Source organism: Halobacillus sp. AWM4_238, assembly GCF_056158265.1.
Genome location: NZ_JBSWSY010000002.1, coordinates 2,376,655 through 2,390,830, shown reverse-complemented (window position 1 = coordinate 2,390,830; position 14,176 = coordinate 2,376,655). Strand labels below are relative to the sequence as shown.

10 protein-coding genes are annotated in these 14,176 nt (G+C 41.0%); all 10 read left to right on the top strand.

Annotation, left to right across the window (positions count from 1 at the left end; genetic code table 11):
* Positions 1-230: 230 nt before the first annotated feature.
* On the top strand, positions 231-1,238 hold the full coding sequence (locus ACXACN_RS12075; RefSeq protein WP_474964721.1) for a tripartite tricarboxylate transporter substrate binding protein: 1,008 nt from the start codon (positions 231-233) through the stop codon (positions 1,236-1,238).
* Between the two features lie 51 nt (positions 1,239-1,289).
* Complete coding sequence (locus ACXACN_RS12070) at positions 1,290-1,754, top strand: tripartite tricarboxylate transporter TctB family protein (protein ID WP_474964719.1); 465 nt, start codon at positions 1,290-1,292, stop codon at positions 1,752-1,754.
* 16 nt (positions 1,755-1,770) lie between these two features.
* Positions 1,771-3,288 carry a tripartite tricarboxylate transporter permease gene (locus ACXACN_RS12065; protein WP_474964717.1) on the top strand — a complete coding sequence of 506 codons (1,518 nt, stop codon included), beginning with the start codon at positions 1,771-1,773 and terminating at the stop codon, positions 3,286-3,288.
* A 577-nt stretch (positions 3,289-3,865) separates the two neighbouring features.
* A complete protein-coding gene (gene zwf / locus ACXACN_RS12060; RefSeq protein WP_474966866.1) occupies positions 3,866-5,311 on the top strand; it encodes a glucose-6-phosphate dehydrogenase in 1,446 nt (481 codons plus the stop codon).
* 39 nt (positions 5,312-5,350) lie between these two features.
* Complete coding sequence (gene gndA, locus ACXACN_RS12055; protein WP_474964715.1) at positions 5,351-6,763, top strand: NADP-dependent phosphogluconate dehydrogenase; 1,413 nt, start codon at positions 5,351-5,353, stop codon at positions 6,761-6,763.
* Between the two features lie 252 nt (positions 6,764-7,015).
* On the top strand, positions 7,016-7,465 hold the full coding sequence (locus tag ACXACN_RS12050; protein ID WP_474964713.1) for an RDD family protein: 450 nt from the start codon (positions 7,016-7,018) through the stop codon (positions 7,463-7,465).
* A gap of 415 nt (positions 7,466-7,880) precedes the next feature.
* A complete protein-coding gene (locus ACXACN_RS12045) occupies positions 7,881-9,116 on the top strand; it encodes a glycosyltransferase family 4 protein (RefSeq protein ID WP_474964711.1) in 1,236 nt (411 codons plus the stop codon).
* A complete protein-coding gene (locus ACXACN_RS12040) occupies positions 9,113-10,435 on the top strand; it encodes a glycosyltransferase (protein ID WP_474966864.1) in 1,323 nt (440 codons plus the stop codon). The genes ACXACN_RS12045 and ACXACN_RS12040 overlap by 4 nt, the downstream gene beginning before the upstream one ends.
* Positions 10,419-10,664 carry a hypothetical protein gene (locus tag ACXACN_RS12035; RefSeq protein ID WP_474964709.1) on the top strand — a complete coding sequence of 82 codons (246 nt, stop codon included), beginning with the start codon at positions 10,419-10,421 and terminating at the stop codon, positions 10,662-10,664. Before ACXACN_RS12040 ends, ACXACN_RS12035 begins: the two co-directional genes overlap by 17 nt.
* Positions 10,665-10,666: 2 nt before the next feature.
* The gene (locus ACXACN_RS12030; protein WP_474964708.1) at positions 10,667-14,173 is read left to right on the top strand and encodes a CgeB family protein; all 3,507 of its coding nucleotides are present in this window, start codon (positions 10,667-10,669) and stop codon (positions 14,171-14,173) included.
* Positions 14,174-14,176 lie beyond the last annotated feature (3 nt).

The following is a 14,176-nucleotide window of genomic DNA, read 5'->3' as shown; positions in this document are numbered from 1 at the left end:
TTTTTTATTGGAGTGAAATAAGTGGATGGATAAAATTGTAAGACCTGGTCACCCAATTCTTGGGTGACCAGGTCTTACAGTTTTATCCTTTTATCCCCTCGCACTCTCGTGAATTTTATTTGGTTAATTGATTTTATGCTTTTAATTTCGGTTATTTTGAAAACGGTTACATTTAGGCTTGTTTCTTATAAACTAGCAACAAATAGTAAGAAGAGAGGGGATTCATACTTATGAAAAAGCACTTATGGATGTTAGGTGGTTTATTAATGGTTTTGATTTTGGCTGCTTGTGGCGGTGACTCGTCGGAAATGAGCGGGGATGGTGGGGATGGCGAATGGACACCGAGTAAGAACATTGAAATTGTCGCTCCTGCTGGTGCAGGCGGTGGCTGGGATACGACGGCTCGATCGGTCGGAAAAATCCTTGAAGAAGAGGGCATCACCGAACAGAATGTCGGTGTCGTCAACAAAGAAGGTGGCGGAGGAGCTGTCGGTTGGTCGTACATCAACAGCACGGACAACCCGCACAACATTTTTGTTTCTTCTCCTCCACTGGTTTTCGTTCCGTTAAATGGCCAGTCTGACCTTTCTCATGAAGATTTCACACCCCTGTCCAACATGATTGCCGACTATGCAGCTTTTGCTGTCGCAGATGATGCAAAATGGCAGGACTTGAATGAACTGTTTGAAGATATGAAAAACGATCCTTCTAGTGTAACGGTTGTCGGAACTTCTTCTCCTGGTTCGATGGACCACATGCAGTTCGTCACCATAGCAAAAGAAGCGGGTGTTGATATTCAAAAAATCAAATACGTCTCTGCACAAGATGGTGGAGGAATGACCCAGATCCTGAACGGCAGTGCGGATGTTTATTCTACCGGTATTGCTGAAACGGTCGAACAAGTGAAAGCTGGAAAAGTTCGTGTGCTTGGTATCACAGCTGAAGAGCGTTTGGATGGCGAAGTGCTTGAAGATTTCCCAACGGCGAAAGAGCAGGGCATTGATGCAACTTTTGTTAACTGGAGAGGCTTCTTCGGACCTGGCGATATGACAGAAGGACAAGTCGCTTATTACGAAGAGAAACTGAAAGAAGTCAGTGAATCGGAAGCATTTGCAGAGATCCGGAACAACTATGGTTGGGATGAAATGTACATGAATAGTGAAGAGTACAGCCAGTTCCTTGATGAACAAAGGGAACAGCTTGGAAGCTTAATGGATGAGCTTGGTTTGAATCAATAATAGATAGGAAGGGGGTCTGTACGCAGGCCCTTTTCTATTAGATTGAAGGTGATGTTATTGCTGAAAACGTTGAACCAGAAAGTGAGTATCTTTTTAATTCTGTTCGCTGCTGGTTACCTCTATTTGAGTTACAACTTGAAGGACTATCCATATGTGCCGGTCGATTCTGATCTTGTTCCTAAGATTCTAGGTTATTTATTGATCTTTCTTGCTATTTTCCTATTCTTTGATAAATCTTCCGAAACCGAAGAGGAAAAAGAAAAACGCCAGGTACCGAAAAAAGAAATGCTCGTTCTCCTTGCGGTCGGAGGCATGATTTTTCTTTACATCTTCTTGCTGGAAATTATCGGTTTTGTGTTGAGTTCCACACTATTCATTATCGCCTGTTCCTGGTTCCTCGGTTATCGAAAGCTCATGACGACGATCCTCGTAGCGGTTCTATTTCCACTGATCATGTACCTCTCGTTCAATTACTTATTGCAAATTCGACTCCCACAAGGATTACTACCATTTTAAAAGGAGGTGAGTCACTATGGGTGCAATGGAAGGGTTAATGCAGGGGATTCAAGTCGCATTCAGCTGGCAGGGGATCTTGTTCGTTCTCATCGGCGTTGTTGCGGGTACCCTGATTGGAATGATGCCGGGTCTTGGTCCGATCAGTGCGATAGCGATCATGATTCCGATCACATATGGGATGGATCCGTCTGTCGCGTTAGTGATGATGGCGGGTGTTTATTACGGAGCGGTTTTCGGCGGTTCGACATCATCGATTCTCCTGAATGCTCCAGGAATATCCGGAACCGTAGCCACTTCGTTTGACGGCTATCCGATGGCCCAACGGGGAGAAGCGGGAAAAGCATTGGCCATTGCAGCGATTTCCTCTTTCGTCGGAGGGACGGTCTCCGTCGTCCTTTTAATGTTATTCGCTCCGGCTTTGTCTGCGGTCGCCGTTTCCTTCGGTCCGCCTCAATATTTTGCCCTCATGTTCTTAGGTCTGACAGCCATCGCCAGTCTATCGGATGGCTCAACGATCAAAGCATTGATCACTGCAACCATTGGCTTTATGGTCGCAACCATCGGAATTGACGGCCAGACAGGAACAAGCCGTTTTACATTCGGAAACCCGAATTTACTCGAAGGCATTGATTTTCTTGTCATCGCGCTTGGATTGTTTGCCTTAGCTGAGATTTGTTTTCTTGTGAAGAAGCGGAAGGATCAGTCCTTGCAAAATCAAGGAGATATCGGAAGCTTGAAGCTCAGTAAAGCAGATTTCAAAGAAATGCGCGGTCCGATGAGCAGACAATCGTTCCTCGGTTTCCTTCTTGGGGTTTTGCCAGGAGCTGGGGCAACAATTGCCTCCTTCATCGGTTACATTTCAGAAAAGAAAATCGCCAAAAATCCAAAAGAATTCGGAAAAGGATCAATCAAAGGGTTGTCTGCTCCGGAAACGGCTAATAATGCAGCGACCAGTGGTGCCTTCGTTCCTTTGCTGAGCCTTGGTATTCCTGGATCCGGAACGACAGCCGTCATGTTAGGGGCTTTTCTCGTCCTAGGAATTCAGCCAGGTCCACTATTGATGGCCGACCGTCCGGAAGTCTTCTGGGGCATCATCGCTAGTATGTACATCGGTAACATTTTTCTACTGATTCTGAATTTACCACTGATCCCGTACATCGCAAAAATATTGAAAATCGCACGTCCGATGCTCATTTCCTTAGTCGCGATTTTCAGCTTAATCGGTGTATATGCGATTAGCTTCAGCACCTTTGATTTGTATCTATTGCTGATCTTTGGTTTTGTCGGTTATTTAATGAGGCTTTTCAGTTTCCCTGCCGCCCCGTTTATCTTAGCTTTCATCCTCGGTGGCATGATGGAGCAATCCCTAAGGCAGTCATTGACGGCAGCAGGTGGAGACATGATGATCCTTATCTCCGATCCGGTATCCATTGGACTTTACATCGTAAGTATTTTATCGTTTGTTGTTCCAATCATTCGCAATCGAAAAAATAAACAAGCTGAGCAAGAGGACCAAGAGTCGAATGCTTCCTAATAAGGAGCATTCGGCTTTTTTTGTTTTCGTATGGCAAATGATGAGGAGTTGCTTCTCAATGTTAGAAAGAATCTCTGGTCTGAAGCTGAAATATGAAAAAAATAAATAACTTAAATAAAGTTGTTATAGTCATTCAAAGTCAACAAAAGAGCAACCATATGAGTCCCAATTCACCCAAATAGGAATGGCCCAGATCAAAGATATTATGAAAAATTTTTTCAATCTATTGCAAATAAGAGTGAAAACGCTCACACTAAGAGTATAGCCGACATATAAGGCGTCATGTTTCTCACATCGCTGAAATTAAGCCCTTTGCGGTCTGTGTGCCTCCTGTTACCTCTTTAAAAACAGCTAAATTTTCAGTAAAATAATTTTCATGACAATCTACATATTTTAGACACATTTCATAAATGTCATAGCTGAGGTAAACAATAAAACAGTGTTCCTGGCGCAAGCCTGCTCACTTACATATTTGGTGCTCATGCTTTATACTAATAAAAGCGCAAAAGTACAGGAGGTAACACGAATGATGGACCAATTCAATACCAACAGTCATGGAATCGATACCGCAGAAATGATGGACGACATGACCTTTGTTTTATTCGGAGCAAGCGGTGATCTGGCGAAGCGAAAAATCTATCCCGCTCTCTATAATTTATATATTGAGGGGAAAATGCCGAATTCCCTCTCCGTCGTAGGGCTTGGACGTAGACCTTATACACAGGAAGACTTCCACAGCATCATCAAAGAGTCGTTGGAATCTTTCTCAAGAAGAGATGTAGACGAATCGAACTTGGATGATTTCCTTGCTTCTTTCCGTTACTACATATTCGATGCGATGAAGGAAGAATCGTATCAAGGATTAAAAGCTTTCATTGAAGAACGGGAAAACGAGCTTTCCATTCCAGAAAACCGTCTGTTCTATCTTTCAGTCGCGCCTAAGCTGATTGAACCGATCTCAGCGGCTCTTCATGATCATGGCATTACGGGTACGAGTGGTTGGAAACGTCTCATCGTTGAAAAGCCATTCGGAAGTGATTTGCACTCTGCGCGTCATTTGAACGCAGAACTGAACAAAGTATTCGAGGAAGAGGAGATCTTCCGGATCGACCACTACCTCGGGAAACCGATGGTACAGAACCTTGAATCATTGATCCGTCCGAACCCGATCTTGAAGGCCCTTTGGAGCCATGAACAAATTGCAAACGTCCAGATTACAGCGAGTGAGACCGTCGGTGTTGGAACACGAGCTGGTTATTATGATAAGGCAGGGGCTGTTCGTGATATGGTGCAGAACCATTTGCTGCAGCTTGTGATGATGACTGCCCTTCACCACCCGGAAAAACTGACGCCAAAACAAATTGAAGAAAAGAAAAAAGCGATTATGGAATCCCTGCGCCCTGTAGAGGAAGATGGAATTTCCAAGAACATCGTGCGTGGACAGTATGAAGCAGGTGAGATGAATGCAGAGCCGATTCCTGGTTATCTAGAAGAAGACGGTGTCGAGGAGAACTCCAACAACGATACGTACTTCGCCGCCCGCTTGTATATCGACAACGATTACTGGAAAGGCATTCCTTTTTACATCCGTACAGGGAAACGTTTGGAGAAAAAGTCCACACGCATCATCATCGAGTTCAAAAATGATGTATCTGCTGAGGAAGGTGCCGCTGGTGCCGTATCCAATCTGTTGATGATTGAAATCAACCCGAACGAGAGTGTCGGGCTGCGCATCAACTTGAAGGACGACTCCAATGAGAAGTTTGAACCTGCGTACATCAACTTTTCTAAAAACTTGGATGCTCAACCAGAGGCGTATGAGAACTTATTGGATGATGCGATGCTTGGGCATTCCACATATTTCGCTCACTGGAGTGAAGTGGAGCTTTCTTGGAAATGGGTTCAGCCAATCTTGGAAGCATTCGAAAACGATGCTCTTCCTCTTCACGGATATCAAGCCGGATCTGAAGGGCCGGAAGCGGCTGAGAAACTCTTGAACGAAGACGGCTATACATGGTGGTAAGAACTTTTACAGATAGTATGGAAAGGATTTGATCGGAACATGGATAAGCAGAATATCGGAGTGATCGGTTTAGGAGTCATGGGAGCGAATCTAGCTCTGAACATTCAGGATAACGGCTACACGGTATCTGTCTACGATTACTGGACAGACCGTGTGGACGAACTGGTTGGAAATGATGAAAATACAGGCAACGTCTCTGGTGCCTACAGTGCAGAGGAGTTCGTCGCTTCTCTTGAAAAACCACGCAAAATCTTGATGATGGTGAAAGCAGGCGAAACAACAGATAAAGTCATCGAGAGCTTAGTTCCACACTTGGAAGAAGGCGACATGCTGATCGATGGTGGAAACACGTACTATGAAGATACAGAACGCCGTGCCGCACACTTAGAAGAAAAAGGCATCCACTTCATCGGTACAGGATTCTCCGGCGGTGAAGAAGGCGCTCGTAAAGGACCTTCCATCATGCCTGGCGGACCAAGTGAAGCGTATGCGGAAGTGAAGCCGATTTTTGATGCGATCGCAGCAAATGTCGAAGGCACACCATGTGCCGCCTACATGGGCCGCGGCGGTGCCGGCCACTACGTGAAAATGGTTCACAACGGCATTGAGTACGGCGACATGCAGTTGATCTGTGAAGCCTACTTCATCATGAAGAACGTTCTTGGCCTATCTGCACAAGAACTTCATGAGGTATTCAAAGAGTGGAACGAAGGCGAACTCGACAGCTACCTGATCGAGATTACTGCAGACATCTTCACAAAAGTGGACGAAGAAACAGGCAAGCCACTTGTTGAAGTGATCTTGGATACAGCCGGTCAAAAAGGAACAGGAAAATGGACAAGTAAGAGTGCCCTTGATCTTGGTGTCCCACTTCCAATCATCACAGAATCCGTATTTGCACGCTTCATATCTGCGATGAAAGAAGAGCGCCAGAAAGCAAGCCAGTACTTGACGGGTCCAGAAGTCACTTTTGACGGAAACAAAGAAGAAGTGATCGAATCTCTTCGCAAGGCGTTGTACATGAGTAAAATCTGTTCCTACGCGCAAGGTTTCGCACAAATGCGTGCACAGTCCGAAGAAAAAGGCTGGGATCTTCAGTACGGCGATATCGCCATGAACTTCCGCGGCGGCTGCATCATCCGTGCCCAGTTCCTGCAGAAGATCAAAGATGCTTACGACAAAGACGAGAACCTGACAAACCTGCTTCTCGATCCTTACTTCCAGGATATCGCTGTATCTTATCAAAAAGAGCTTCGTGAAACACTCGCTCTTGCGATTCAAAACGGTGTACCGGTACCTGCGTTCTCCAGTGCGCTTGCGTACTACGACAGCTACCGTACAGCCAAGCTTCCAGCAAACTTGCTGCAAGCACAGCGTGACTACTTCGGTGCGCACACGTATCAGCGTGTGGACAAAGAAGGTACGTTCCACACAGATTGGATTAATGGATAATCATTTTAAGGAAGAGCGCAAGCCAGATCTATGGCTTGCGCTCTTTTGTGTTTAGAAATCTAGGCAGACGAATGGCAAGTGAAGGACCTTGAATAGATTCCTCAGGCCTATTACCCAGAGTTGCAATGAATTTAATTAAATAGGAAGAAAGTGAACGTATGCTTTCTATTCCTTGTTATTGAACCCTCATTCAAAAGACTAAAAATTCCAAAATGTGGTATATACCTTATAACTACGAAAGGAGATGGAAGCATGAACATCAAACAACCAGCAGGGTTTTGGGCACGCTTTGCCGCCCGGTTGCTGGATGGCATCATTCTCGGCGTGGTCTTCAGTGTCCTTACGTATTTCATTTATGGGGAATTCTTCAGAAACTATAGTCCATTGGATGCTCTGAACGTGGTTTATTTCGTTGTCCTCCCTATACTATGGTACGGATACACGATTGGGAAGAGGGCGGCTGGAATCCGCATTCTGCAAAAGGACGGGTCGGAAGTAGGCCTAGGAAGAATGTTATTAAGAGAGGTCGTAGGCTCGCTTGTTTATGCCATTACTCTAGGAATTGGTCTCATAGTCAGTGCGTTTATGGTCGGTATGCGTGAGGACAAACGTGCGATTCATGACTTTATTGCAGGTACTTATGTCACAAACCAGGCTCCCGAGACGTCTTCGAAACAGATCATGGAAGGGGAACGTGCTTGAAATAAGAAGAAAAATAAATCACAAGCCTAAGAGGGCTTGTGATTTTATTTTTTATGACCAGTTTCTTCATTATAATAGATGGGGTGTTAATTGGTCGTACACGTTCTCTCACTGAATACTCACTTACAGAACTTTCGTCAAAAACAAACAAAAAATTGTAAAATATTCTCTCGAACTCTTCATACTGGAACTAAATACTGTTATAATGGCTAGTATTGAAATATATTTGTAATAATTTCTTTCATAGATTTACGGATCTGTTCATACAATGTGCCCATCTGCTTTCTTCTTTTAGACAGTTGGGTTTTTTTATGGAATGGGTAATTTGAAGGATATTGTAGAATTTCTAAATCTTTTGTCAATAAACATACATAATCTATGACTCTATCTTCGTATGTTTATGGAAAGAGGGAATATGGCGAAAAAAATACTGCTAATATCACAAAACTTTTATCCCGAAATTGGAAGTGCAGGAAATAGGATGAAAAACATATATCTTATGCTTAAAAAGGAAGGCTATGAGATTGATGTTTTGACCACGGACCCTACATATCCAAATCGTAACTTTTATGAGGATTCCTCTTTCTGGGATGATCAAGAATTAAATGAGGCAGCGGATGTAACTAGAGTGAAGATTCATAACCGTAAGTATTCCCGTAGCTTTATGAACCGGCTCCTTTATTATTTGGAAATGGCAATAAAAATGATAGGAATTGTGTTAGGGAGAAGAGAGAAATACGATTATATTTATACCACCTCACCTCCCATTTTTGTGGCTGTTGTTGGCCTGATCGCAAAAATTAGATTTAAAGGCAAGTTGATCTTAGAGATAAGGGATTTGTGGCCCGATTCATTAAAAGGGGTCGGGGTATTTAATTATCCTTTCATCATAAGATATTTCCGTAGAATTGAAAAATTATTATATAAACGAGCGGATGAAATTGTTGTCAACAGCAAGGGGTTCATTGATCATATCGAAAGTGAACAGCTGGGAGCAGGTGAGAAAATCACTTACGTTCCTAATGGTGCGAGGACTCATGAATTTAAGAAACCTACCTATAACCCTATTAATTTTAAAGCTATTTATGCAGGGAACCTTGGTCTTGCTCAAGATAATGAAATCCTTCTCCTATTAGCTGAGAAGCTTAAATCTCGGAATGTAGAACTTACAATTATGGGGTACGGGTATCACAGTCAGCATTTAAAAGAGGAAATTAAAGCAAGATCCCTGGATAATGTCACCTTTGTTCATCCGGTAACTCGTGCCGAATGTTTTGAAATCATTGCAGAACATCAGGTGGGGATTGTTACGTTAGTTGATAAAGATGTATTTAAGACAGTTCTTCCAGGAAAGATCATTGACTATATGACTTGCGGAGTCCCAATAATAGGTTCTGTCGATGGATTTGCTAAAGATGTCATTGAGGCTAATGAAGCAGGTTTTGTTTCTGAGTCGAAACAGGCAGAGGAGCTGGTTGCTTATATTGATAGGCTATTAGAGGACCCTTTGTTACAGAAACGTTTGAGCAATAATGCGCAGCAATATGTGAAACGTAATTTCCTATGGGAAGAGAACATTTATTCACTTATTGACATCATGGAGAAACAAGAACAAAGAGTACCAAATAAACTACGTAAGGTTGAACTATAATGAACAAAAATGTTTGTATGTTTGTCTGGAATCATTTCACAAACGATGCCCGTGTTTTACGGGAATGTACAGCTTTATCTGAGCAGAACTATAAAGTCGATCTCATATGTATTCATGACCCTAAAGATGATGCGCTTCCTATGTACGAAGAAAGGAACGAAAACTTCAGGGTCTTTCGTGTGAGGAGATATCCAGTATTGTTAGAGGCTATGCAGAAGGCTTACAGGATGCTTCTTAGCAATAAACTTTTAGCGTTTTTAGCTTTAATTTGCTGGTTAGTGCTTATGTATGTGAGTCCTTTCCTTGTTGGGGCTTTATCAATCTTAGGTTTTGCTTTATTAAAGACAAAAGTAAGGGTCGCGTGGATCCGTGGTAGTATTATTCTTCGTATGATCTTGAGAGGTTATCAGAGGGATTATTCTATTTATCATGCCAATGATCTCAATACGCTTCCGCAAGGTTACATTTCCTCTAAGCTCCGTTTAAGAAGGAAAAAGTTGATTTACGATTCTCACGAAGTCCAGACAAGTCGGACAGGATACGAAAGTGCATATCATGGGAAGTTAGAAAAGTTTTTCATTTCTAGAATCAATTCCATGATTGTAGAGAATCACACACGTGCAAAGTATAACGAAGACTTGTATGGCTTTTATCCTAATGTAGTACACAATTACCCATTTAAACAAGAAACGAAACATACGCAGGAGAAAGCCCCTTTACATGAAATGCTTGACCTGCCACAAAACGAGAAAATCCTTTTGTATCAAGGCGGCATTCAAACTGGACGAGGTCTGGATAAATTAGTAGAAGCCATGCCACTCATTGAAGAAGGTACTCTTGTCTTCATAGGTGACGGGAAGATTAAACCTCAACTAAAGAAGATGGTTCAAGAAATGAATCTGGTAGACAGAGTAAAGTTTCTCCCCAAAGTACCTTTGGCTGAACTTCCTGGTTATACAAGAAATGCTTACCTTGGGTTCCAGGTGTTAAATAATGTTTGTTTTAATCATTATTCAGCCTCTTCAAACAAATTGTTTGAATATATGATGAGCGGGATTCCGGTTGTAGCGTGCAGTTTTCCTGAAATCGAAAGAGTTGTTAAAGGAGAAAAGGTAGGCGTTTGTGTGGATTCACACAGCGCTGTATCGATTGCAGAAGGTGTAAATAAATTACTGTCAAATGAAAAACTTCACAGTGAATTGGTACGAAATTCTCATAGAGCAAAGGGCTTGTATAATTGGGACAATGAAAAGAGATTTTTAACAGAGGAGTATGACCGTCTTTTAATGGGAGGTATTCTATATGAAAAAACAGGATGAATATACGAAACACAGTAAGTACCTGCAAATGGAAATAGATTATTTGAAGAATGAATTGCTTGCAGAATTGGAAGCTAGAGAAAAAGATTTAAAAGAAATGAAGGAACTCAAGAATAAGTATGAAAAACTAGAGAATCGCTATAGAGCCCTTCGAGATTCATCTTTAGGGCGTGTGACTAGAAAGTATTGGACGGTTAAAAAGAAGTTTAGTACGAAAGGGGCTAATTAATCTTGGTTGTAAGCATTAAAGATAGAATGGAGTCTATCTTAAAAAAGAAAAAAGAAATTCAAAACAGAACATTCGTCCCTTCTTACTTTGAGGAATTAGAATCAGGAACTGGGTGGTTCAAAAGTTTCGACAAAAACGTTTCTTACCTACCTGAGACAAATTGCCTGACAGTAGATTTGGAAGAAAACAAGCATGCTTATCTTTCATATTTAGAAACGAATAACGACTTTTCAAAAAAACCGAACAATCCTTTCTTCTATTTGGCCGATATAGATCAGTTAAGTATAATCTTTGAAGGAAAAAAAGACGATGAGGTCTCTGTTGAATTCTTTATCATTGAGTATGATGAGCTTAACAAAGTGAACGTAAATAGTGTGAAATTGAATGAAGAAAAAATCATTCAATTGTCCAAGGAAACAAAGGACCTTCGTTTTGCTTTACGAGTAGCAGGAAGCGGCGAATTTTCAATTGATTCTCTTGACGTTGGTGGTATCTCTCTGTGGCACCTTCCGTTTCAGGGCTCTAGGGATGTAAAAGGTTTCGGTGTCTATAACAACTGGTATTACCCAGAACAAATATCCTTCAATAATGAAGATGGTACGTTCGAGTTGAAGGAACATGCTGCAAAAAAAGCGAAATACATCCTCTTTGATGAACCTAATGGGGATTTTAATTATGTGGAAAATGGCATCAACGTGGATAGTGAAAGGCTTGCTGTGTCATTTTTAGTTGATAAAGAGGATAATATTGACCTTAAATTAGCTGTTATTTTCTATGAGGGAACTGAAAAGCATTCGGCATTAAATATTAATGCTGGGGAAAGTCATTCTATTTCTGTACCTTCTGGTGTTGATACCTATCGGTTAGCAATAAGAGTATCAGGATTCGGATATTTCAATATTAATCAGGTAACGATCAATAGTCTTGCTTATTGGTGGAAAGAAAGAAAGCTTCCACCGAAATCAGTAGTAAATTTTGATAGTGATTATACATTCACCTTAACTCCACAGAATTTATCGGGGTGGCAAGAGGCCAAGAGTGGAATCCGATATTATCCTAATGAGAAATTCTTTGAATCCTATTTAAAAGGGAAGCAATTTCATTACTTGGAGTATCTTGGAGATGATGAATCATACATGGAGATCTCTCCATTAGATAGACACTTTTACAAAATTAAGCCAGTTTCAGAAATTCATGGAAACGTAAAAGTCTCCTTACTTGTAGTTGGGTATGATAGAGATCGGAAGTTTATTTACGATGAAATATTATTCAATGATGTAAAAGAAATCTCTTTTGATGAGAGTATAGATACAGTTCGCTTCTTTGTACGTGTAGTTGGAGATGGATTTTTCAGAAGTCTCAAAGTTCACATCGATGAATATCCAATCAAGGTTACCAAGGAACTTAAGCTGGATAATGACCATACTCTATGGTATCCTGCATCACCAACTACAGCATCTTTATACAATGAAGATACCTTATTGAAAGGAGATATAAGCGTTCCTGATGGAAAGAATGTTTATATTTCTTATAAGGAAAACAACAATAGTTTCAGCAAATTACCTGAGTTACCTATTCTGAGCGTTGATCACTCCCATAACTATGAGTTTTATATTGGGGTAGCAGCGGACGAAGGGGTAACCGTTATTCCCATGTTGATTGGCTATTCAGATGAAGAGAAACAACAAGTATTTCAATTGAAGGCAAATGCGAAGACTACGATTCAACCCAATGAAAATGTGACGCAATTCCGTGTTGCATTGAGGGTTTCAGGAAGCGGTTCGTTCTCTCTGACAGAGTTTACAATTCAAGAAGTTGAACCTGTAGATAAAGGTGAAGGTATCCGGGAAATTGATAAATTTGAAGTGGATCAATTAAACCTTGTCCCTTCAAAACCATTGGAAACTTTAAAAATGGCCGTTATTTTTGATGAATTCACAAAGGCTTCTTATGAGCATGAAGCTAATCTGATCACGTTCACTCCAGATAACTGGTTGGCAGTGATGACTAAGGAACAGCCGGATATGTTAATGGTTGAATCAGCATGGAACGGTAATGGAGGCTCATGGAACAAGAAAATCGGTTATTACGGAGAGGAAAACTTTAAATCGTTAAAAGCACTATTAGAATGGTGTAAACAAAACAATATCCCAACAGTGTTTTGGAACAAGGAAGATCCTGTCCACTTTAACCGTTTCATTGAAACAGCAAAGCATTTTGATCACATTTATACGACAGATGCTAATATGGTAGAGCATTACATGGAACATGCTGGACATCAAGATGTTTATGCTTTGCCATTCGCCGCACAACCAAGTATTCACAACCCTATCAGTATCGTAGATGAAAGAATTAACAAGGCTTGCTTCGCAGGTTCTTATTATAAACACCATGAAGAGCGTTGTGTTGATATGGATCGATTATTAGATTCAGCTTCTGATCATGGACTGCACATATTTGATCGGAATTATCACATCACAAAGCAAGGGAAAATGCCCAACCATCGGTTCCCTGAGCGATTTGAAGCTCATATTCAAGGGAATCTTAAGTATTATGAAATTGATAAGGCTTATAAAGGCTACAAGGTAATGATTAACGTTAATACAGTCAAACATTCGCCGACGATGTTTTCAAGACGTGTCTTCGAGGGACTTGCGTGTGGAACTCCAGTTATAAGTACGTATGCTGAGGGGATTGAGAATATCTTTCCAGGACTAATTGAAATGTCCGAGGATACTACAAAATTACAAGATGCTTTTAAAATATTGTTAGAAAATGAACAATTTTATCGAGAAAGGGCCATGGTAGGCATCAGAGAAGTTTTGAGCAAACATACTTATGCTCATAGGCTTTCTTATGTCGCTCAAAATGCAGGATTGAACTTCAAATACCAGCTGCCAGAAGTTAATGTAATTGCACATGCTGAGTCTGAGCAGGAATTTTTTGAAATAAAGTCTCAATTTGAGCGTCAGAACTATGAAAATAAGAAACTTATCGTACTTGTTGACACGTTTGATGGATATTTGGATTTGTTCAATAACTATAACAACGAAAGTATTGAAGTGTTTGTAAGAAGTTATATGCACAACTACTCTAACATTATGGAATGGATTGATTCGCCATATATAACCTACTTTGTTAAAGACGATTATTATGGTGAATATTATTTATCTGATTTAATGTTATGCACGTTGTACACATCTAGTGATTTTATTGGGAAATCCAATTACTTTGAAGCGACTGATAACCAGTTGGTTGAGCGTAATAAAGGAGAAGAATACAGATTTGTACCTGATCTTAACCCGGCTAGAACTGTAATGAAGACGGAAGTGTTTAATAAAGAGCCCTTGCGAGATGTGTTAATGAAATTTAAGACACAAGAGCAATTAACAGGTTATTTTAAATATGGAAAGCAATTCTATAGCTCAGATAAATACAATTATGTGAGTGAAGGAAATCGAGCAGAGTGTAATATTAGAAATGCTGCTTTAGAAACTATTGAGATTTGAGGA